13 protein-coding genes are annotated in these 21,524 nt (G+C 70.4%); 9 read left to right on the forward strand and 4 right to left on the reverse strand.

What is annotated here, in order from left to right; all coding sequences use genetic code 11:
* Positions 1–284 precede the first annotated feature (284 nt).
* The 5 genes from D7Y15_RS04135 (at position 285) to D7Y15_RS04155 (ending at position 9,657) form a co-directional block, all read left to right on the forward strand.
* Positions 285–4,628, forward strand: coding sequence for a DEAD/DEAH box helicase (locus tag D7Y15_RS04135; protein ID WP_199745878.1), 4,344 nt, complete (start codon positions 285–287; stop codon positions 4,626–4,628).
* A gap of 65 nt (positions 4,629–4,693) precedes the next feature.
* Positions 4,694–5,209, forward strand: a complete 516-nt coding sequence (locus D7Y15_RS04140; protein ID WP_121751762.1) for a hypothetical protein — start codon at positions 4,694–4,696, stop codon at positions 5,207–5,209.
* Between the two features lie 16 nt (positions 5,210–5,225).
* Complete coding sequence (locus tag D7Y15_RS04145; RefSeq protein WP_121751763.1) at positions 5,226–5,609, forward strand: hypothetical protein; 384 nt, start codon at positions 5,226–5,228, stop codon at positions 5,607–5,609.
* A 183-nt stretch (positions 5,610–5,792) separates the two neighbouring features.
* A complete protein-coding gene (locus tag D7Y15_RS04150) occupies positions 5,793–7,190 on the forward strand; it encodes an ammonium transporter (protein ID WP_121751764.1) in 1,398 nt (465 codons plus the stop codon).
* A gap of 301 nt (positions 7,191–7,491) precedes the next feature.
* Entirely contained in the window at positions 7,492–9,657 is a 2,166-nt protein-coding gene (locus D7Y15_RS04155) for a hypothetical protein (protein WP_233604820.1), read from the forward strand.
* 32 nt (positions 9,658–9,689) lie between these two features.
* On the opposite strand, the gene D7Y15_RS04160 is transcribed toward D7Y15_RS04155, so the two are convergent.
* The 3 genes from D7Y15_RS04160 to gltB all read right to left on the reverse strand — a co-directional run bounded on the left by D7Y15_RS04160 (position 9,690) and on the right by gltB (position 16,162).
* Positions 9,690–10,010, reverse strand: a complete 321-nt coding sequence (locus D7Y15_RS04160; RefSeq protein ID WP_121751766.1) for a hypothetical protein — start codon at positions 10,008–10,010, stop codon at positions 9,690–9,692.
* A gap of 116 nt (positions 10,011–10,126) precedes the next feature.
* On the reverse strand, positions 10,127–11,587 hold the full coding sequence (locus D7Y15_RS04165; protein WP_121751767.1) for a glutamate synthase subunit beta: 1,461 nt from the start codon (positions 11,585–11,587) through the stop codon (positions 10,127–10,129).
* A 3-nt stretch (positions 11,588–11,590) separates the two neighbouring features.
* Complete coding sequence (gltB, locus tag D7Y15_RS04170; protein ID WP_121751768.1) at positions 11,591–16,162, reverse strand: glutamate synthase large subunit; 4,572 nt, start codon at positions 16,160–16,162, stop codon at positions 11,591–11,593.
* Positions 16,163–16,448: 286 nt separating this feature from the next.
* Here gltB and D7Y15_RS04175 point away from each other — a divergent pair, with 286 nt between their 5' ends.
* The 4 genes from D7Y15_RS04175 to D7Y15_RS04190 are packed head-to-tail and all read left to right on the forward strand — an operon-like array spanning position 16,449 to position 20,914.
* Positions 16,449–17,048, forward strand: coding sequence for a biliverdin-producing heme oxygenase (locus D7Y15_RS04175; RefSeq protein ID WP_121751769.1), 600 nt, complete (start codon positions 16,449–16,451; stop codon positions 17,046–17,048).
* On the forward strand, positions 17,029–19,293 hold the full coding sequence (locus D7Y15_RS04180; protein ID WP_121751770.1) for an ATP-binding protein: 2,265 nt from the start codon (positions 17,029–17,031) through the stop codon (positions 19,291–19,293). Before D7Y15_RS04175 ends, D7Y15_RS04180 begins: the two co-directional genes overlap by 20 nt.
* Positions 19,290–19,727, forward strand: a complete 438-nt coding sequence (locus D7Y15_RS04185; protein WP_169819688.1) for a response regulator — start codon at positions 19,290–19,292, stop codon at positions 19,725–19,727. Before D7Y15_RS04180 ends, D7Y15_RS04185 begins: the two co-directional genes overlap by 4 nt.
* The gene (locus D7Y15_RS04190) at positions 19,724–20,914 is read left to right on the forward strand and encodes a hybrid sensor histidine kinase/response regulator (RefSeq protein WP_120574402.1); all 1,191 of its coding nucleotides are present in this window, start codon (positions 19,724–19,726) and stop codon (positions 20,912–20,914) included. Before D7Y15_RS04185 ends, D7Y15_RS04190 begins: the two co-directional genes overlap by 4 nt.
* A gap of 9 nt (positions 20,915–20,923) precedes the next feature.
* On the opposite strand, the gene D7Y15_RS04195 is transcribed toward D7Y15_RS04190, so the two are convergent.
* Positions 20,924–21,493 carry a DUF420 domain-containing protein gene (locus D7Y15_RS04195; RefSeq protein WP_120574403.1) on the reverse strand — a complete coding sequence of 190 codons (570 nt, stop codon included), beginning with the start codon at positions 21,491–21,493 and terminating at the stop codon, positions 20,924–20,926.
* Positions 21,494–21,524 lie beyond the last annotated feature (31 nt).

Here is a 21,524-nt window from a genome sequence, read left to right on the forward strand (position 1 = left end):
TTCCTCGCGTTCGTTCCAGAGGGAGGGTGAGTCGTCCTCTGCAAGCATCGGATGTTTTGGGTCCATGACTGTGACGGAGCGGCTCTGACGGGGGTGGTGTCCGGCGACGACACGAAGCCTGCCCGCCTGATTACCCTGCGTCCTGCTGGGAGACGAATCCTCCGAGGGTTCAGGGGGATACGCGGTCCCTCCGAGATCCCCTGCCCTGGATGCCGAAGTCGGCACCCCCCGTCCGTTGACGACGCGCTGTACCTGTGTTCAGGCTGGCCCTCTGGGAGCCCGCCATGTCCCCTCAAATCGCCCTCGCCTTCACGTCGGAGTTCGCGGCCCACCCGGCGCTCGCCGCCTTCCACCCGGTGGTGCGGCGCTGGTTCGCCTCACGCCTGGGCGAACCCACCCGTCCGCAGATTGAAGGCTGGCCGCTCATCCAGGCCGGCCACGACGTGCTCATCGCCGCGCCCACGGGCAGCGGCAAGACGCTCACCGCGTTCCTCGCGGCGCTGGACTCGCTGTTTCGCATGGCGCTCGACAGCACGCTGCCCGACCACACGCGCGTCCTCTACGTGTCGCCCCTGAAGGCCCTGGGCAACGACGTGCAGAAGAACCTCCTCCAGCCGCTGGAGGAGCTGATGACCCTGGCGCGCGAGGAGGGCTACGAACCCCAGCAGTTGCGCGTGCAGGTGCGCACCGGCGACACGCCCGCTGGTGAGCGCGCCCAGATGGTGCGCCGCCCGCCGCACATCCTCATCACCACGCCCGAGTCCCTCTACCTCTACCTCACCGCCGAGCGCGCCCGCGCCACCCTGCGCCACGTGCGCACGGTCATCGTGGACGAAATCCACGCGCTCGCTCGTGACAAGCGCGGCAGCCACTTCGCGCTGTCCATGGAGCGCCTCAAGGCCCTCACCGACGTGCGCCCCCAGCTGTTGGGCCTGTCCGCCACGCAGAAGCCGCTGGACGCCATCTCCGGCTTCCTCACCGGCGCGTCCCTCACCGAGTGCAAGCGCGTGGAGGTGGGCCACCAGCGCCCGTGGGACCTGAAGGTGGAGATCCCGGACGCGGAGCTGTCCTCCATCGCGAGCCACGAGATGTGGGGACAGGTCTATGACCGGCTGATCCAACTCTCCAGCGAGCACCGCACCACGCTCATCTTCGTCAACACGCGCAAGATGTCCGAGCGCGTGGCGCACGACCTGGGCGAACGCCTGGGCCAGGCGTTGGTGGCCGCGCACCACGGCAGCATGTCCCGCGAGATGCGCCTGTCCGCGGAAGAGCGCCTCAAGGCCGGGCAGCTGCGCGTGATGGTGGCCACCGCGTCACTGGAGCTGGGCATTGACGTGGGCAACGTGGACCTGGTCGTGCAGCTGGGCACCACCAAGGCCATCTCCGTGCTGCTCCAGCGCGTGGGCCGCGCGGGCCACCACAAGGCGGGCATCTCCAAGGGCATCCTCTTCGCGATGACGCGCGATGAGTTGGTGGAATGCGTCGCGCTCCTCAACGCCGTGCGCGAAGGCGACCTGGACGCGGTCCGCATCCCCAAGAAGCCGCTGGACGTGCTGGCACAACAGATCGTCGCCGCGTGCGCGTGCGAGGAATGGGACGAGCGCGCCCTCTTCAGCATCTTCCAGCGCGCGTACCCGTACCAGGACCTCACCTGGGAGGAGTACCAGCAGGTGCTGGAGATGCTGTCGGAAGGCGTCTCCGAACGCCGGGGCCGGGGCAGCATCCACCTGCACCGGGACCGGGTGAACCAGCGGCTCAAGGGGCGCCGGGGCGTGCGCATCACCGCGCTCACCAACGGCGGCGCCATCCCGGACACGTTCAACTTCAGCGTCACCGCGCAGCCGGAAGGCAAGGTGGTGGGCACGCTGGACGAGGACTTCGCGGTGGAGTCCTCGCCGGGAGACATCTTCCTGTTGGGCAGCACCGCGTGGCGCATCCAGCGCGTCATGGGCAGCACGGTGATGGTGGAGGACGCGAAGGGCGCGCCGCCCAACGTGCCCTTCTGGCGTGGCGAGGCCCCGGGCCGCACGGACGAGCTGAGCCTCCAGGTGGGCCGGCTGCGCGAAGAGCTACTGCGCCACGACGACCCTGCGGGCTTCCTGGAGAAGCTCTTGCGCGTGCCGCCGCCCGCGGTGGATGCGCTGCTGGGCTACCTGCGGCTGGGCAAGAAGATGCTGGGGGACGTGGTGCCCAGCCACACGCAGATCGTCGCCGAGCGCTTCTTCGACGAGGCCGGCGGCATGCAGCTGATCATCCACGCGCCGTTCGGCAGCCGCATCAACCGCGCGTGGGGCATGGCGCTGCGCAAGCGCTTCTGCCGCTCGTTCGACTTCGAGTTGCAGGCGGCGGCCACGGAGGACGGCATCCTCCTGAGCCTGGGGGAACAGCACTCGTTCCCGCTGGCGGACATCTTCGACTTCCTGCACCCGGACAACGTGGAGGAGGTGCTGGTGCAGGCCATCCTCCAGGCGCCGATTTTTGGCACGCGCTTCCGATGGGTGGCGTCGCGAGCGTTGACGCTGCACCGGATGATGGGCGGCAAGCGCGTGGCGCCGAACCTCCAGCGCGCGCGCAGCGAGGACCTGCTGGCGGCGGTGTTCCCCGCGCAGGTGGGCTGCCAGGACAACCACGGCGGCGGGGACGTGGAGCTGCCGGACCATCCGCTGGTGAAGCAGGCGATGGACGACTGTCTGCGCGAGGCGATGGACATCGACGGGCTGCGCGAGGTGCTCCGGCGCATGAAGGACGGGCGCATCCAGTTGGTCGCGCGAGACGTCCCGGAGCCGAGTGTCTTCGCGCACGCGCTCATCAACAGCCAGCCCTACACCTTCCTGGACGACGCGCCGGCCGAGGAGCGCCGCGTGCGCAACGTGGCCCTGCGCCGCGCGATGCCCGCGGAGGACGCAGCGGCGTTCGGGGCGCTGGACGCGAACGCCATCCGGCAGGTGGTGGAGGACGCCGCGCAGCCGATGCGCGACGAGGACGAACTGCACGACGCGCTGTTGCAGCTGGTGCTGGTGCGAGCGTCGGAGGTGCCGCGAGGCCTGGAGACAGGGCTCTTCAAGCAGGGGCGCGTGGCCTGGCTGGAGCGGCAGGGCGGGCGGTTCCTGGTGTCGGCGGAGCGGGGCAACGCGGTGCGAGCGCTCTTCCCGGACGCGCGGACGCAGCCGGTGTTGCCGGTGCTGGAGTACGACCGGCCGGTGGAGCGCGACGCGGCGGTGCTCCAGGTGGTGCGTGGGCGGATGGAGTTGGTGGGGCCCACGACGGTGACGGAGCTGGCGCGGCTGACGCTGTTGGATCCGGATGACATCAACCTGGCGCTGCACAACCTGGAGAGTCAGGGCAGCGTGCTGCGAGGCCAGTTCCGCGCGCAGGACGACGTGCCGGTGCCTCGGGACGCGGACGGAAGCCCGGTGCTGGAGTGGTGCGACCGGCGCCTGCTCCAGCGCATCCACCGGCTGACGGTGGGGCGGCTGCGCCGTGAGATTGAACCGCTGAGCCCGCAGGACTTCATGCGCTTCCTCTTCCGGTGGCACCACCTGGAGGACATGGACGCGCTGCGAGGCTCCACGGGATTGCTCAAGGCGGTGCGGCTGCTGCAGGGGTACGAAGCGCCGGCCTCCGCGTGGGAGCGCTTCCTGTTGCCCGCGCGCATGCGGGGCTACACGCCGGACCTGATGGAGCGCGCGTGCTACGCGGGCGAGGTGGCGTGGGGGCGGGTGACGCTGAAGGATCCGCCGAAGCCCGCGGGCCCGCGCCGGGGCGCGCCGGTGGAGGCGCCAGAGCCGGTGGTGGCGAAGCGGTCTTCACCGACGCGCAACGCGCCGCTGACGTTCACGGTGCGCGAGGACCTGGAGTGGATGCTCGCGGCGGCGCGTCCGCACGCGGTGCTTGCGGACGGAGGCGTGTGGACGCCGCCGGACCTGAGCGCGGCGGCGAAGGACGTGGTGGGCGTGCTGGAGCGGCGGGGTGCGTGCTTCTTCCAGGACCTGGTGACGCGAGCGCGGCGGCTGCCGGCGGAGGTGGAGGACGCGCTGTGGGAGTTGGTGGCGAAGGGGCTCGTGACGGCGGACGCGGTGCAGAACCTGCGCATCCTGCAGAGCCCGGCGCACCGCAAGCGGCAGAAGCTGCTCAACCGGGGCGGCCCGGGTCGCTGGAGTCTGCTGGCGCCAGCGGAGCCGAAGTCGCAGGAAGAGGTGACGGAGTCGCTGGCGAAGCTGTTCCTCCAGCGCTACGGCATCGTCTGGCGCGACCTGGTGATGCGCGAGTCATTGGCGCCCACGTGGCGCGACCTGCTGTTCGTCTACCGGCGCATGGAAGCGCGAGGCGAGCTGCGCGGTGGGCGCTTCGTCTCGGGCTTCGTGGGTGAGCAGTTCGCGCTGCCGGAAGCCGTGGACATGGCGCGAGCGGTGCGGCGAGCACCTCCGTCCGGCGTGCGCATCCAGCTGTCCGGAGTGGATCCGCTGAACCTCACGGGCGTGGTGACACCGGGCCCGCGCGTGGCCGCGCTGCCGAACAACGTCGTCACCTACGTGGATGGGATTCCGCAGGGAGTCGACGCGGTGGAGGACGCGTCGGAGAACGAGGACGCGGAAGTCGATGGTTCGCTCGCGCAGGTGAACTGACCTGCGCAGGACAGAGTCTCGTCGCGACTTGAAGGCGGTTGGAGCTCGGGAGTGGAGTGACTCCCATGAGCCCCAGCGTCCGGCACGGAAGCCCCGGTTCTCATGCCGGGGCCTTCTTCGTTCTCACGATGATGATGGCTATCGCTTGTGGACACACCCAACGTCCCGAGCGGAAGACCTATGTCGTCTCCGAGGATGCACGAGGCGTCGGGACAGCCGAAGGGCCTGGCACGGGCGGTTCTGGGGTGGAGGCCTACTGTGCGGAGGTCCAGAAGCAGTGCTTCCAGACGTGCTGGAGACGGAAGCCCCCTGTCACCAGCATCCCGAAGCATTCAGCGACGCACCATGAGTACTGCACGAAGACATGCCGTGAGGAGTTCATGAAGTGCGTCGAGGAGCAGGAGGCACTGGAACGTAAGGATGTCAGGCGGGACTTGCGATTTCCCAACATGCCTGCAGCGCTGGAATGGCTGAGGGAGCACAAGTCCGAAGTGGCCTTGGGAGCCGTTGTCATTGTCGCAGGCGTCGCGTTCACGCTCGTGGTGGTACCTGCGGGCCTACTTGTATTGAGCCCTATCTGAGCGAAAGGGGGATGCCGTGAGTGAGGTCCCAGAAATCGATGTACGAGGCATCCTTGAGGTCCTTGATGCCGCGAGCCAACACCACACACGGGGAACTCGAGAATGGAACGCCTTCGAAGCGGCGGCGTTCTGCCTGCTTTACGTTCAGCATCTCGGGAAGCTGAAGGAGTTCGCGCACTACTATCGGGAACGTCTCGATCCCGATTTCAAGATCAAGGTTGAACGGGACTTCGCAACACGGGCCGAAGCAGAGTCTTGGCTCAAAAGCGGGGATGCTGAAGATGGCATGCAGATCCGCATCGACGGCAAGGGCTTCCTGGTGGTCCGACTCCCAGGGCGGCTCACCCTGATGAACAACCCGCTGCCTGAAGAACTCGGCACCGACGACTCTGAGGACTGATCCACGTTGGACAGGAGGTAGCGACCAGGCCGCCGTCCTGGTGGTTGCTGCTGAAATGTTGTGCGCTGGGCCTATAGAATAAAAATTTAGACTTAATTCGATGGAGTTTAGCTTCCGGAGGGTTGAAACTAGCCCGCTTAGAACACACAATGCATCGCGTCAGCTCTCTCGAGAGGTGCGGCGATGCAGAAGTGGATGGCGATGGCCCTGCTGGTGGCGGTGGGGGTGGCGGGACTGCTGGTGGCCCCGGCGGCGCAGGTGAAGCAGGGCGGTCCCATCAACGCGGCGGACACCGCGTGGCTGCTCACCGCCACGGCGCTGGTGCTGCTGATGACGCCCGGCCTGTCGTTCTTCTACGGCGGCATGGTGCGGCTGAAGAACGTGGTCTCCACCCTGATGCAGAGCTTCATCGCCATGGCCGTCATCAGCGTGCTGTGGGTCGTGGTGGGCTTCAGCCTTTGCTTCGGCGACAGCTTCCACGGCCTCATCGGTGATCCGCGCACCTTCTTCATGTTCAGCGGCGTGGGCGGCGAGACGCATCCGGACCTGGCGCCCACCGTGCCGCTGCTCCTCTTCGCGCTCTTCCAGCTCAAGTTCGCCATCATCACCCCGGCGCTCATCACCGGCGCGTTCGCGGAGCGCGTGCGCTTCAAGGCGTACCTGCTCTTCATGGTGCTCTTCAGCGTCTTCATCTACGCGCCGCTCGCCCACTGGACGTGGCACCCGGAGGGCTTCCTGCGCCAGTGGGGCGTGCTCGACTTCGCCGGTGGCACCGTGGTGCACATGTCCGCGGGCCTCGCCGCGCTCGCGGGCGCCATCGTCCTGGGCCGCCGCCAGGTGCACCTGACGCACGCCACGCATGCTCCCGCCAATGTTCCCTTCGTGATGCTCGGCACGGGCATGCTGTGGTTCGGCTGGTTCGGCTTCAACGCCGGCTCCGCGCTGTCCGCGTCGTCGCTGGCCACGCTCGCCTTCGCCACCACCAACACGGCCTCCGCCGCCGCGATGCTCGGGTGGATCGCCTTCGACTGGCTGCGCGGCCGCAAGCCCAGCGCCATGGGCGCCTGCGTGGGCGCGGTGGTGGGCCTGGTCGCCGTCACCCCCGCCGCCGGCTTCATCACCGTGGGGCAGAGCATCGTGGTGGGCCTGGTCGCCAGCTTCGTCAGCAACGCCGCCGTCCACTTCAAGAGCCGCACCGCGCTGGATGACACGCTCGACGTGTTCCCCTGCCATGGCCTGGGCGGCATCGTGGGCATGGTGCTCACCGGAGTGCTCGCCAAGGACGTGGGCCTCATCTACGGCACCACGCGCACCTTCCTCATGCACCTGCTGGCGCTGGTCGTCGTCTCCGTCTTCTCCTTCGTGGGTTCCTACATCCTGTACAAGATCGTCGACCGCATCGTCCCGCTGCGCGTCACCCTTGAGCAGGAGGAAGAGGGCCTGGACCTGAGCCAGCACGGAGAGACCGTGGGCGAGGTCCCCACCGCCGCACTCGCCGTCCCCACGCCGCCCGCGCCCGCCGCGAGCAGCGCGCCCTCCGTCCCGGAGCACGCCGCTCCGTCGGAGCCCGTTCCCGCGTAGCGCTCTTCCCCACCGACGCCGGTGCACACGGGGCCCCTCGCTTCACGCGGGTGGGCTCCGTGATGCGTTGGGCCTCCAAGCGTGTGGACCCCGCGAGGCCGTGCGCCTGTCGGGAAGGGAATGGGTGGAGCCCCTGCTGCTCACTCGCGCGGGCAGCACCTTGTCCGGGGCGAGACTGCGCCCCGTCATGGGTCGGACGTCCGTGCGCGCACTTCACCCCTGCGGCGTTGAGTCAATGCCATCCAGTTCATGCAAAGGCTGGCATTACCGGGGGACATGTATGTTTCGGAAGTGCGAGGAGTTGAGAATCGCCGTCTTGGGAGCCGTGCTGGCCGTCAGTGGCTGCGCGAAGGATCCGGCGCAGGAGCCTTCGCGGCAGGGTGCCGCGGAGGAGTCGCGGGGGAGCAGCACGAGCCTGGGTGAACTGCCCCTCGTGCCGGGCCTGTCCGTCGCCGGAACCTTCGTCCAGAAGCTGGAACAGCCCACGCCGCTGGGGGAGACGACGGCGGTGCACGTGAAGCTGCCGCCCCCCGCCAACCGGCTGCTCTCGGACAGCCTGGTGCGCGTGGTGGGAGATCCGGCTCGGCCCACGGTCCTGTTCCACTCCGACACCCTGGCGCGGCTGGGCGCGATTCCCTCGAGCCCCGGTCCGGACTTCTTCACGCTCTTCACGCGGCTCCCGGACTCGGAGCTGGAGCGACGCCAGGAGAACGAGCGCCGCCTGGCTTCGGGCGAGCTTGGTCCGACCACCCGGGAGTCCATCCTGTTCAACGGCCGCCACCCGGTCGCCCGCTACGAGGGGCTCCCCGTGGACGCGGAGGCCTTCGGGTGGGGTAGGCAGGTGCCGGTCACGAACTGCCCGCTGGTGCCGACCTCCACCCAGCCCCAGTGGGAGCGGACGCAGATGATCCGCGACCCGGCCGTGGTGCTCGACCCGGCGCGCACGTGGGACCCGTGCACCGGCGCGGGGACGAAGGGCGGGGTATGGACCTTCGCGCACCTCATGCGGGAGATGGCCCAGGGGTCCGGCGCTCGGCCGGAGGCCTTCGTGCTGAACTGGCTGTCGCTCTGGCTCAATGACTTCCAATCCAACGGCGACACGGTGCCCGCGCGCCGCAAGATGTATGACGAAGTGATTGCCCCCTGGGCCGCAGCCAGCGGCGCGACCTCGGCCTTCCAGCAGAACACCTCCACGGGCCGCTGGGAGGTGGTGCTGAGCAATCCGCTGGACCTGGACATCGCGCCCTTCCGGCTGCTGGCCATCGTCAACCGCATCGACCTGGCCGGTATCCGGGACTACGACGACAAGCCGAACGACCCGGGCGAACTGCGCTTCATCTTCGGGCTGACGCGCCCCTCATCCTGGGGAGGTGGAACGGAGGCGACGTGCAACCTCAAGCCCTTCACCGTCATCTTCGAATACGGCGTGCCCGGCGAGGGGTGCGCGCCGGTCGTCGCCTGGGCACGGCAGTGGGCGTTGCTGGGGACGTTCACGTCCTTCAACGTGGCCTACAAGGCGCAGCTCACGCAGATGACCCAGAGCGTCGTCCTGCGGGGACGGGCTCCGGGGAAGGGCAACGCGAACGCGCTCAACCAGATTCGCACCAACGAGGTCGCCCTGGCGTTTCCGTGGGAGATGCGGGAGTTCCGGCTGGCGGACGAGCACCCCGTCACCGGCAAGGACAAACCCTCCAACGGGCCCCTTCGCGTCCACACGATGGCGCTGACTCCCGATGACGCGACCCATGATTCCCAGACGGATCCGGACATCGACACCTTCGTCCGCACGCAGGTCAAGAACGGCGTCGAGCAGCCGGTGACCGTCCCCACCCGGTGCACCGCGCACTTCACGGTGCCTCGCACCCTCAATGGCAGACCGTTCCTGGGCGCCAACGCGCTGGTGGCGCCGCCGACCCACTGGGAAGGCTTCAGCGTGGTGCCCACGGATGCCACGGAGGTCTGCGCGCGGAAGGAGTTCTCCGTCAACACGTGCAATGGCTGTCACTTCAAGGACACGGGCACGAACGACTTCTCGGGCACGGACAACCTGGCCTTCGTGCACGTCAGCCCCACGTCGGGCATCCCGGCCCGGCTGTCCAAGTTCCTGACGGGTGGGGGCCCGGGCTTCATGTTCACCGTGCCGGATGCCCAGTTCGGGTCCGCCGTGGCGTCGTGGCCATTCGCGGACCTGCTGCGCCGGCATCAGCGGCTGCAGGAGCTGGCCAGCTGCACCACGTGCGGATGGTTCATCGACCTGGACCTGGGCTTCCTGTCCCGGATGGAGGCGCTCGCTGGGAGCGTGCCCCTGGACGTGCCCCCCGGTGCGCCAGCGCCGGCGCTCACGGTGGGCCCCATCCGTGACATCGGCGTGGTGAAGCAGCTGCTGGAGCTGCGTCCCGGCTTCAGGACGCAGCTGCGGGAGTTGCCGCTCGACTTCCTCCAGCCGCCCGCGGCCCGCGTCCACTGACCCTCAGGTCCGGCGAGCCCGCGCCCCCGGGCTCATTGCGGGTAGTTGCAGGAGGGCGCGCAGTGGGGGAGGACGAGGATGTCCTCCGAGGGGTCGTAGTAGCCCAGGCAGCACTGCTCGCGGCTCCCGCACTGGGACGACGGGCCTCCCGGAGTACATGGGAGGCGGCAGAAGCCGTCGTAGTCACAGACCCGCGAGCCGTCCGGCCTGCAATAGGTCGCGTTCGGCACGCACGCCTCCAGCCCCTGCTCCGTGCTCGCGAGATCCTCCTCCGCGGGCGCCACACCCCCACAGCCCAGCGCCGCCACGGCCCACAGCGCCGTCAGGACTCCAGCCAATCCCAGCTTCCGCATGCTGCCTCCCAATCGGCCCTCCAGGACGAGGGCCGTGTCGGGAGTCCGACGCGTCTGGAATGGAAAAGCAACCAGACGCCCCGTTTTCCTGTGAGGCGTCTGACTTTGACCCAGGTCTAGAACGCGCAATCCTGACCGCGCGTGGGCAGCGCGGAGGCGGTGCCGGACAACCAGGTGTCCAGCGCGCGCGCCGCCTCACGTCCGTCCGCGAGCGCCCAGACGATGAGGCTCGCGCCCCGGCTGGCGTCGCCCGCGCAGTACACGCCCGGCGCGGAGGTGGCGAACTTCGCGTCCACCTGCACCGTGCCGCGCGGCGACAGCGTCACGCCCAGCTCCTCCGCCAGCCGGTCCGTGTTCGGGCCGGTGAAGCCCATGGCGAGCACGAGCAGGTCCACCTCGAACACCTCCTCGGAGCCCGGCACCTCCACCAGCTTCAGTGCTCCGTTCGGCTCGCGCTGCACCTCCACGCGCACCGCGTGCAGACGCTTCAGCTGGCCGTCCTCGCCCTCCAGCCGCTTCGTCATCATCGCGAAGGCGCGCTCGCCGCCCTCCTCCTGGCTGGATGAGGTGCGGAACACCAGCGGCCAGCGCGGCCACGGGTTCTCCTTCGCGCGCAGCTGCGGCGGCGCGGGGAGCAGCTCCACCTGCATCACGCTCGCCGCGTCCTGGCGCAGCGCCGTGCCCAGGCAGTCCGAACCCGTGTCGCCGCCGCCCAGGATGATGACCCTCTTGCCCTGGGCCTCCAGCCGCGCGTCCGGCGATGCTCCCGCCGTCACCACGCGGTTCTGGTGCTCCAGGTAGTCCATGGCCTGCAGCACGCCGGACAGCTCGCGGCCCGGCACGTCCAGCTCGCGGGCCTTGCGCGCGCCCAGGGCCAGCACCACGCCGTCGTACTGTTCGCGCAGCGCGCGCCAGCCCGGCGTGACGGCCACATCCTCACCCGTGCGGAAGACGATGCCCTCCGCCTCCATCAGCGCGAGCCGGCGGTCCAGCACCGCCTTCTCCAGCTTGAAGTCCGGGATGCCGTAGCGCAGCAGGCCTCCGGCGCGGCTGTCCTTCTCGTACACCGTCACGCTGTGCCCGGCCGCGTTCAGCTGCGCCGCCGCCGCCAGGCCCGCGGGCCCGGAACCCACCACCGCCACGCGCTTGCCCGTGCGCCGCGCCGGAGGCCGGGCCTTCACCCAGCCCTCCGCGAAGGCGCGCTCGGAGATCTCCTTCTCCATCTGCTCGATGGTGACCGCGTCCCGGTCGATGGCCAGCACGCACGCGGCCTCGCACGGCGCGGGGCACAGCCGTCCGGTGAACTCCGGGAAGGTGTTGGTGCGGCTGAGCACCTGGTACGCCTCCTTCCACTGACCCCGGTACACCGCGTCGTTGAAGTCCGGGATGAGGTTCCCCAGGGGACAGCCCTGGTGGCAGAAGGGGATGCCACAGTCCATGCAGCGTCCCGCCTGCCGCTTCGCCTCGTCCGCCGCCAGCGGCAGGTGCAGCTCGCGCCAGTCCTCCAGGCGCTCCACCTTGTCCCGCTTGGGTGCGTGGACGCGCTGCCACTCCATGAAACCCGTGGGCTTGCCCATGGTTCAGGCCCCCCCGCCAACGACGTGGAGTTGCTGCACACCCGCGGCCGGTGGCGGCCTGCGCGCCGCCCTTCGCGCCTGGAGCACGCGCTTGTAGTCGGACGGCATCACCTTCATGAACTGCGGCACCATCAGCTCCCAGTTGTCGAGCACCCGCCGCGCGAGCGCGCTGCCGGTGTGGTGCAGGTGGCGTTCAATCATCCCGTGCACGAGCCAGATTTCGGACTCGTCCACCAGCGACTCCAGCTCCACCATCTCCAGGTTGCAGCGCTCGCGGAAGGAGCGCTCGCGGTCCAACACGTACGCGGTGCCGCCGCTCATGCCGGCCGCGAAGTTGCGGCCCGTCTGGCCCAGCACCACCACCACGCCGCCCGTCATGTACTCGCAGCCGTGGTCGCCCACGCCCTCCACCACCGCCTGCGCGCCGCTATTGCGCACCGCGAAGCGCTCACCCGCGAGTCCTCGCAGGTACACCTCGCCGGCCGTGGCGCCGTAGAGCACCGTGTTGCCGACGAGCACGTTCTCCTCGGGCGTGAAGCGGCTGCCCTCCGGCGGGTAGACGATGATGCGTCCGCCGGACAGCCCCTTGCCCAGGTAGTCGTTGGTGTCGCCCTCCAGCTCCAGCGTCACGCCCGACGCGAGGAACGCGCCGAAGCTCTGGCCCGCGGAGCCCTTCAGCTTCACCCGCAGCTTCCCGTCCGGCAGCCCCTGCGCGCCGTGACGGCGGGCAATCTCACCGGACAGCATGGCGCCCACCGCGCGGTGCGTGTTCGCCACCGGCAGCGTCAGCATCAACGGCGGCCCGCCCGCGAGCACGGACTGCGCCTTGGTGAGCAGCTCGTGGTCCAGGTGGTCCGCCACGTCCTTGCGGTGCGGCGTCTGGCAGTGGCGCGGCTCGGTGGCTGGCGCGGACGGCGCGGCGAGCAGCGCGGACAGGTCCAGCTTGCGCGCCTTCCAGTGGTCCACCGCCGCGCGCTGGCGCAACAGGTCCACCCGGCCCACCAGTTCATCCAGCTTTCGCACGCCCAGCTTCGCCATGTGCAGGCGCAGGTCCTCCGCCAGCAGCAGGAAGAAGCTCACGACGTTTTCCGGCGTGCCCTGGTAGCGCTCGCGCAGCGCCGGGTCCTGCGTGGCGATGCCCGCCGAGCAGGTGTTGAGGTGGCACTTGCGCAGCATGATGCAGCCCACGGACACGAGGCTCGCGGTGGCCAGGCCGAACTCCTCCGCGCCCAGCAGCGCCGCCACCAGCACGTCGCGCGCGGTGCGCAGGCCGCCGTCCACCTGCACGCGGATGCGCGAGCGCAGGCCGTTGTGCACCAGCACCTGCTGCGTCTCCGCCAGCCCCAGCTCCCACGGCAGGCCCGCGTGCTGGAGGCTGGAGAGGGGAGAGGCACCCGTGCCGCCCTCGTAGCCCGCCACCACCACGCAGCCCGCGCCCGCCTTGGCCACGCCCGCGGCGATGGTGCCCACGCCCACCTCGCTCACCAGCTTCACGCTCACGCGCGCCTTCGCGTTCACGGACTGGAGGTCGTAGATGAGCTGCGCCAGGTCCTCGATGGAGTAGATGTCGTGGTGCGGCGGCGGCGAAATCAGCGTCACGCCCGGCGTGCTCCAGCGCACGCGCGCAATCCGCTCGTCCACCTTGTGGCCCGGAAGCTGGCCTCCCTCGCCGGGCTTGGCGCCCTGGGCCATCTTGATTTGGAGCTCGTCCGCGTTGACCAGGTACTCGGCCGTCACGCCGAAGCGCGCGCTGGCCACCTGCTTGATGGCGCTGCGGCGCGAGTCGCCGTTGGGGTCCTGGGTGTAGCGGCGGGACTCCTCGCCGCCCTCGCCGCTGTTGGACTTGCCGCCCAGCCGGTTCATCGCGATGGCCAGCGTCTCGTGCGCCTCCGCGCTGATGGAGCCGAAGGACATGGCGCCGGTGACGAAGCGCCGCGCCAGCTCCAGCGCGGGCTCCACCTCCTCCAGCGGCACCGGCGTGCAGCCGTCCGTCACCACGTCCAACAGGCCGCGCAGGTTGCTGTGCTCGCGCGTCTCGTCGTCCGCCAGCTTCGAGTACTCCTGGAACTGCGCCGCGTCGTTCGCGCGCACCGCCGCCTGGAGCTTCGCCACGGTGGCCGGGTTCCACTTGTGGCGCTCGCCCTGCCGGCGCCAGCGGAACTGACCGCCCACCGGCAGCAGGTCCTCCTCGCCGTCCGCGCCGACGCCGAAGCCGCGCGCGTGCCGCTCCGCCACCTCGCGTCCCAGCTCCGGCAGACCCACGCCCTCCACTCGCGACGACGTGCCGGTGAAGTGCTTCTCGATGAGGCTTCGCTGCAGACCCACCGCCTCGAAGAGCTGCGAGCCGCGGTAGGACTGGAGCGTGGAGATGCCCATCTTGGACATCACCTTGAGCAGGCCCTCCTCCAGGCCGTGGAGGTACTGAGCCTGCGCCTTGTCCGCGTCCGCCTTGAGCTCCCCCGCGTCCGCCAGCGCGCGCAGCGTGTCCAGCGCCAGGTACGGGTTCACCGCGGACACGCCGTAGGCGAACAGGCACGCGAAGTGGTGCACCTCGCGCGCCTCCGCCGTCTCCAGCACGATGCCCGTGTACATGCGCGTGCCGTCGCGCACCAACCGCTGGTGCACCGCGGACACGGCCAGCAGCGCCGGAATCGCCGCGTGCGCCGCGTCCACGCCCCGGTCGCTCAGCACGAGGATGCTCGCGCCCGCGTCGACGGCATCCACCGCCGCCGTGCACAGCCGCTCCACCGCGACCTCCAGCGCTGTCGCCGCGCCGCCCGCGTGCGGGTACAGCAGGCTCAAGGGACGCGGCTCGAAGAGGCCGGTGTCGCCGCGCAGGTTCGCCAGTCGCGCCAGCTGCCCGTTGGTGAGGATGGGGCCGGGCAGCGAGAGCCGGTGGCACTGCTCCGGCGTCTCCTCGAAGGTGTTGCCCTCCGGGCCCAGCGCGGTGGCCAGCGTCATCACCAGCGCCTCGCGCAGCGGGTCGATGGGCGGGTTGGTCACCTGCGCGAAGAGCTGGTGGAAGTAGTTGAAGAGGGTGGGTGCCTGGTCGCTCAACACCGCCAGCGGCGTGTCCGTGCCCATGGAGCCCGTGGGCTCCTTGCCCGTCTCCGCCATGGGGACCAGCGTGGTGCGCACGTCTTCATCCGTGTAGCCGAACGCGCGCTGCGTCCGCCACAGCGTCTCGCCCTTCAGGCGCGCGGGGGCGGGGACGGCGGGCAGGTCCTCGAAGGTGAAGACGTTGCGCTGGAGCCAGCGGCGGTAGGGCCAGCGCGAGGTGATTTCATGCTTCACCTCCTCGTCCTCCAGGATGCGCCCCTCCGTGGTGTCCACCAGCAGCATGCGGCCCGGCGTCAGCCGGCCCTTGCGGCGCACCTGCGACGGAGGCACGTCGATGACGCCCGTCTCCGACGCCAGGATGATGCGGTCGTCCTCCGTCACCAGGTAGCGCGCGGGGCGCAGGCCGTTGCGGTCCAACGTCGCGCCGATGAGCTGTCCGTCCGTGAACGCGATGGCCGCGGGGCCGTCCCACGGCTCCAGCAGGGACGCGGAGTACTCGTAGAAGGCGCGGCGCTCGTCGCCCATCTCCTTGTGACCCTCCCACGCCTCCGGGATCATCATCATCATCGCGTGGGGCAGGGTGCGGCCGCCCAGGTAGAGCAGCTCCACCATGTTGTCGAACTGCGCGGAGTCGCTCTTGCCCGGGACGATGATGGGCCACAGCGGCTCCAGGCTCCCGCCCAGCTTCGCCGTCTGGAGCAGCCCTCGCCGCGCCGTCATCCAGTTGCGGTTGCCACGCAGTGTATTGATTTCACCGTTGTGCGCGATGAAGCGGAACGGCTGCGCCAGCTCCCACGTGGGGAAGGTGTTGGTGGAGAAGCGCGAGTGCACCAGCGCCAGCGCGCTGACGAACTCCGGGTGCCGCAGGTCCGCGTAGAAGCGCGGCAGCTGCCGGGGCAACAGCAGCCCCTTGTAGATGAGCGTCTCCGACGAACAGCTGGCCACGTGGAAGCGCCCCTGCGGATCCACGCCGCGCGCCAGCACGCGGTTCTCCACCAGCTTTCGGATGCGGTAGAGCTTGCGCTCGAAGGCGCTGGGCACCACGCGGCGCCGAGCGATGAACAGCTGACGGATGAACGGCGCGGCCTCCCGCGCGAGCGGCCCCAGTTCCTCCGGCGCCACTGGCACGTCGCGCCAGCCGAGCAGCCGCTGCCCCTCCTCCTCCACCACGTCCTCGAACAGCGCCTCGCACGCGCGGCGCGCCTCCGGCTCCTGCGGCAGGAACACCTGCGCCACGCCGTACTGGCGGCGCGGCGGCAGCTCGAAACCCAGCCGCGGCGCTTCATGGTTGAAGAAGCGGTGCGGCAACTGCACCAGGATGCCGGCGCCGTCGCCCGTCTCCGGGTCGCGCCCTGCCGCGGCGCGGTGGCTCAGGCGGTTGAGCAGCTCCAGCGCGTCCTCCACGATGCCCCGAGAGCGCTGTCCCCGGATGTGGGCCACGAATCCCACGCCGCAGGCGTCGTGCTCGGTCTCCGGCTCATACAGCCCGTAGCGCGGAGGGAGGGTGAACGGCATCGTCAGGACCCCTTTCCCGCATGACGCGGGAAGCCAAGCTGTTGAGCCTCCAGGCTAACGCGTCGTGTCGCAGCCCGTAAAGACAGGGTGGTCCAGGGGGTTGAGTCACCGCGTGGAGTGGTGCCGGGGAAACAGGCACCCCGTGAAGCCTCACGCTCCGTGCGCCCCCCCGCCGCATGCCTGAGTGAACGGACGACAGTCGCCTGCGATGAACGGCCAACATTCAGCGCAATTGGTTCTTTCCCCCCGCCGCGCCGCTCCCGATCCTCCGGCCACTTTGGAACTGATGCAGCGGCTGAAGACGGAGACGCGCCCCCACCACGAGCGCACGGAGGGCGTGGTGCGTCTGATGGACGCGCACCTGACGCCCGGGGACTACCAGCGCCAGTTGGAGGCCTTCTACGGCCTCTATCTGCCCCTGGAGGCGCTGCTCGCCGGTCCCCTGGCGGCCCTGGAGCCAGCGCTGGACCTGGGGGCGCGCTGGAAGACGCCGCTGCTGGACGCGGACCTGCGCGCCATGGGGCACGACATGGCCTCGCTCGCGCGGCTGCCGCGCGCCTCCTCGCTGCCGGCGCTGCCGGGCCTGGCGGAGGCGCTGGGCTGCGCGTACGTGCTGGAGGGCTCCACGCTGGGGGGCCAGCTCATCCTGCGCCACCTGACGCGCCACTTCGGGCCGGACGCACGCGTGGGGAACTTCGCCTTCTTCCGGGCCTATGGCGACCAGGTGGGCCCCATGTGGCGTGCGTTCGGTGAAGCCCTCACCCGGGCGTCCGAACGGGCGGCCTCCGAGACCTTCGACGCGGCCGTCGTGCAGGGCGCCCGCGATACCTTCGACACCTTCTCCGCCTGGTTGATGCGAGAGCACGATGTCCCCGTCCGTCTCTGATGCGGACCTCAGCGTCTGTGATCGCGAGCCCATCCACCTGCTGGGCGGCATCCAGCCGCGGGGTGTGCTCGTCGCCTTCCACCGGGACACGGAGGCCGTCGCGGTCGTGAGCGCGAACGTCCAGGTGCTGCTCGGCGCCGGGCCGGATGCGCTCGTGGGCAAGCCCCTGTCCGGAGTGCTTCCGCACGGACTGCTCGCGCGCGTGGAGGCGGGGCCGGGGCCCGTCACCGTGGAGGTGTCGGGACAGCGCTGCTCCGCGCTCCTGCATGACAGCGACGGCCTGCGCGTGCTGGAGCTGGAGCCGCTGGCGGACGAGGACGTGGGCGCGGAGGAGACCGCGCTGGGCGCGGTGCAGCGGCTGGTGTCGCCGCTGGCTCGCGCGAAGGGCACGGTCGCGCTGCTTCAAGAGGCCGCGGACGCGGTGCGGGAGCTCATCGGCTACGACCGGGTGATGGTCTACCGCTTCCACGCGGACTTCCACGGCGAGGTCGTGGCGGAGAGCGTGCGCGAGGGCGTGGACTCCTTCATGGGCCTGCACTACCCCGCGAGCGACATCCCCGCGCAGGCGCGCGCCCTCTACACGCGCAACCCCATGCGCCTCATCGCGGACGTGGACGCGAAGGCCGTGCCCCTGGTGCCGCCGGTGCTGCCCGGCACCCAGCGCCCGTTGGACCTGTCCGGCTCCGCGCTCCGCAGCGTGTCGGAAATCCACCTGGAGTACCTGCGCAACATGGGCGTGGGCGCGTCCTTCAGCGTGTCGCTCCTGAAGGACGGACAGCTCTGGGGGCTCATGGCCTGCCATCACCTGGCGCCCCGCACGGTGTCCGCCGCGCGGCGGCAGGCGTGCGAGGTGCTGGCGCGGCTGTTGTCGCTCCAGCTCTCCGCGGAGGAGCGGAGCCTGGAGTCCGCCGCCCAGGCGCGTCGTGCGTCGCTGCTCAACGCGCTCGTTCTTCCGAACATGGGCGAGCGCAGCCCCGCGAAGGCGCTGGAGGCGCAGGCCCCGCTGCTGATGGAGCTCACGGGCTCCCACGGCGTGGCGCTGGTGCTGGGCGCGAGCGCGGGTCCGGAGGCGTCGCCCCTGCTGCTCGGCACCACGCCGTCCGCGGAGGAGGTGCGCGCCCTGGTGGCGTGGCTTTCGGAGCGGGAGCTGCCGGACGAGGCCTTCCACGTGGACCGGCTGGGGGCCGTGTACCCGCCGCTGGCCTCGCGCGCGGACGTGGCCGCGGGCCTGCTGGCGGTGCGCCTGGACCCCTCCGTGCCGCACTTCGCGCTGTGGTTCCGCCCGGAGGTGGCGCGCACCGTGTCGTGGGCCGGCAATCCGAACAAGCCCGTGCGTCCGGAGCCGGGCCATGCGCGGCTGCGGCCCCGCACGTCCTTCGACGTGTGGCGTGAGGAGATGAAGGGCGCCTGCACCCCGTGGTCCGCGCAGGACCTGGAGGCGGCGCGCGCGCTCAAGGGCGCGCTGGTGGGCGTGGTGCTGCGGCATGCGGAGGAGCTGGCCCGGCTGTCGCGGGAGCTGGCCCGCTCCAACGCGGAGTTGGACGCGTTCGGCGGCACCGTGGCGCACGACCTCAAGGAGCCCCTGCGCGGCATCCTCCAGTACAGCTCCTTCCTCCAGGAGGACTTCGGCCCCACGCTGGGCGCGGACGGACTCGGGCAGCTGGAGTCCCTGGCGTGGCTGGCGAAGCGCACGCACGAACTGCTCGACAACCTCTTCGAGTACAGCCGCCTGGGCCGGCTGGAGCTGTCGTGGGAGGAGACGGATCAGCAGGCCCTGGTGGAGGACGTGCTGAGGACGCTGGGCGCGCGGCTGGAGGAGGGCAGGGTGGAGGTCCGCTTGCCCCGCCGCCTGCCCACGGTGGCGTGTGACGCCGTCCGCATCCGTCAGGTGTGGGCCAACCTCATCAGCAACGCGGCCAAGTACCAGACAGCCGAGCCGCGCTGGGTGGAGGTGGGCTTCCTGGGGCCAGGAGAAACGCGCCCGGAGGCGGCGCGGCATGTCACCGTGCCCTACCTTTTCTACGTGAAGGACCCCGGCATCGGCATCGCGCCGCAATTCCATGAAGCCATCTTCGAGCTGTTCCGCCGCCTGCACCCCGCGCAGGCCTACGGCGGCGGCACGGGGGCGGGGCTGGCCATCGCGCGCCGGCTGGTGTCGCTGCACGGCGGCATGCTCTGGGTGGACTCCGCGCTGGGAAGGGGCTCGACGTTCTTCTTCACACTGGGCGAGGCACCGCGATCATGAAGCCGCTCCTGCTGGTGGAGGACAGTGATCCGGACGCGGAGGCGCTGATGCGCATCGCGAAGCGTCTGCCGCTGCCCGTGCCGGTGGTGCGCGTGCGCGACGGCGAGAACGCCCTGGACTACCTCTACCGGCGCGGTGTCCACGCGGACGCGGAGCGCCCGGTGCTCATCCTGCTGGACCTGCACATGCCGGGCATCGGCGGGCGCGAGGTGCTGGCCACGCTGAAGGCGGACCCCGACCTGCGCTCCATCCCCGTCATCATCTTCTCCTCGTCCGTGGCCGCGGAGGATGTGGACGGCGCCTACGCGGACGGTGCCAACAGCTACCTGTTCAAGCCGGAGGTCGGTCCCCAGTTGCAGGCCACCGCCGAAGCGCTCCATGCCTTCTGGTTCAAGGCCGCGCGTCTGCCCGAGCCCCAGGAGCCGGAAGCATGAGCCTGCGCGTGCTGCTGGTGGACGACGGCATGGCGGACCGCCTCGCGGTCAGCCGCGCGCTGGCGCGTGACCCGGACATGCAATGGGAGGTGGTGCCGGTGTCCTCCGCGGAGGACGCGCTGGCGTACCTGTCCGGCAACGCGGTGGACGCGATGCTGCTCGACTACCACCTGCCCGGCATGAACGGCGTCAGCATGCTCCAGAAGCTCGCGGAGCTGGGCCTGCCCAGGGTGCCCGCCGTGGTGGTGCTCACCGGCAGCGGCAACGAGCGCGTGGCGGTGGACGCCATGAAGGCCGGCGCCCAGGACTACCTGGTGAAGGAGGCCTTCAGCCCGGAGCGCCTGCGCCGCAGCCTGCGGGCCGCGGTGGACACGGTGCTGATGACGCGCGAGCTGGAGGAGCGCCGCCTGCGCGCCGAGCGCGCCGAGGCCGCCGCCCGCGATGCCCTGGCCGTGCGCGACGAGCTCTTCTCGCTGGCGACGCACGACTTGAAGGGCCCGCTTCAAATCATGACGCTCAACGCCCAGGTGCTGCGCCGGCAGATTCCCGCCGCCGCGATGACGCCCGCCCTGGAGACACGCCTGGGCCACATCGTGCGCGCGGCGCACCGCATGGGCGAGCTCATCGACCACTTCCTGGAGGTGACGCGCGGCCAGGAGCGCCCGCTCAAGCGCGAGTCCATGGACCTGCTGGCCATGGTGCGCGGCAAGGTGCGCGAGCTGGAGGCCAACGCGTCACGCCACCACCTCGTCCTGGAGGCGCCGGACGGGCGCGACTTCACCGGCGAATGGGACGCGCACGCCCTGGAGCGCGTGCTGGAGAACCTGATGGGCAATGCGGTGAAGTACAGCGCCGCGGGCTCCACCGTCACCGTGCAACTGGCGATGGAGGAGGGGGAGACGCAGCAGTTCGTGCTGCTGTCCGTGACGGACCAGGGCATTGGCATCCCGGTGGAGGACCTGCCCTTCGTCTTCGAGCGATTCCACCGCGGGCGCAACGTATCCCAGGACGTCTCCGGCAGCGGCGTGGGCCTGGCCAGCGCGCGCCGCATGGTGGAGCTGCACGGCGGCACGCTCGCCGTGCGCAGCGTGGAGGGGCAGGGCTCCACCTTCACCGTGCGCCTGCCCCGGGGCATCGCGCTCGCCGCGGGGCCCGCGCGGTCCACGTCCGAGCACACCGCGCGGTAGCGCGGCGCTTCAGGAGACGGCGGGCACGCCGCCGCGCAGCATGAAGAACACCACCACGCCCGTCACCGACACGTAGAGCCAGATGGGCGCCAGCCACCGCGTCACCTTGCGGTGCCGGGCGAACTGCTGCCGCCAGGAGAAGTAGAAGGCCACCAACGCCATGGGCAGCACCGGCATGGACAGGATGACGTGGCTGGCCAGCAGCGTCAGGTACAGCCCGCGGAAGTCGCCCACGTAACGCGTGTCGCCGTGCACGAAGTGGTAGGCGAGGTAGCCCACCAGGAACAGCGCGGACGCGGCGAACGCGCTCACCATCAGATTCTGGTGCACCTTCCGCGCGCCGCGCTTGATGGCCACCCAGCCGCCCAGCAGCAGCGCCGCCGCCGTCGCGTTGAGCCCCGCGTTCACCGCCGGCATGAAGCGCAGGTCCACGCCCATGCCCGCGCCTCCGCGCCGGATGAGCAGCAGCCACGCCAGCAGCGCCAGCGCGCCAGCGGACACCACGCCGATCGCGATGAAGAAGGAGCGGTCGTTGGCGGACGAGGACGACGGGGTGAGCCCGGAAGCAGCGTTGGACATGTCCCCCTTGTGGACCGCGTCCGGGCGGCTT

Origin of the sequence: Corallococcus sp. AB030 (assembly GCF_003668965.1) — a bacterium.
Classification (GTDB): domain Bacteria; phylum Myxococcota; class Myxococcia; order Myxococcales; family Myxococcaceae; genus Corallococcus; species Corallococcus exiguus.

Excerpts from the sequence above, each read along its gene's own strand:
- D7Y15_RS04135 (WP_199745878.1), top strand. The coding sequence starts at position 285 with ATGTCCCCTCAAATCGCCCTCGCCTTCACGTCGGAGTTCGCGGCCCAC.
- D7Y15_RS04140 (WP_121751762.1), top strand. The coding sequence starts at position 4,694 with ATGAGCCCCAGCGTCCGGCACGGAAGCCCCGGTTCTCATGCCGGGGCC.
- D7Y15_RS04150 (WP_121751764.1), top strand. The coding sequence starts at position 5,793 with ATGCAGAAGTGGATGGCGATGGCCCTGCTGGTGGCGGTGGGGGTGGCG.
- D7Y15_RS04160 (WP_121751766.1), bottom strand. The coding sequence starts at position 10,010 with ATGCGGAAGCTGGGATTGGCTGGAGTCCTGACGGCGCTGTGGGCCGTG.
- D7Y15_RS04165 (WP_121751767.1), bottom strand. The coding sequence starts at position 11,587 with ATGGGCAAGCCCACGGGTTTCATGGAGTGGCAGCGCGTCCACGCACCC.
- gltB (WP_121751768.1), bottom strand. The coding sequence starts at position 16,162 with ATGCCGTTCACCCTCCCTCCGCGCTACGGGCTGTATGAGCCGGAGACC.
- D7Y15_RS04175 (WP_121751769.1), top strand. The coding sequence starts at position 16,449 with ATGCAGCGGCTGAAGACGGAGACGCGCCCCCACCACGAGCGCACGGAG.
- D7Y15_RS04180 (WP_121751770.1), top strand. The coding sequence starts at position 17,029 with ATGTCCCCGTCCGTCTCTGATGCGGACCTCAGCGTCTGTGATCGCGAG.
- D7Y15_RS04185 (WP_169819688.1), top strand. The coding sequence starts at position 19,290 with ATGAAGCCGCTCCTGCTGGTGGAGGACAGTGATCCGGACGCGGAGGCG.
- D7Y15_RS04190 (WP_120574402.1), top strand. The coding sequence starts at position 19,724 with ATGAGCCTGCGCGTGCTGCTGGTGGACGACGGCATGGCGGACCGCCTC.
- D7Y15_RS04195 (WP_120574403.1), bottom strand. The coding sequence starts at position 21,493 with ATGTCCAACGCTGCTTCCGGGCTCACCCCGTCGTCCTCGTCCGCCAAC.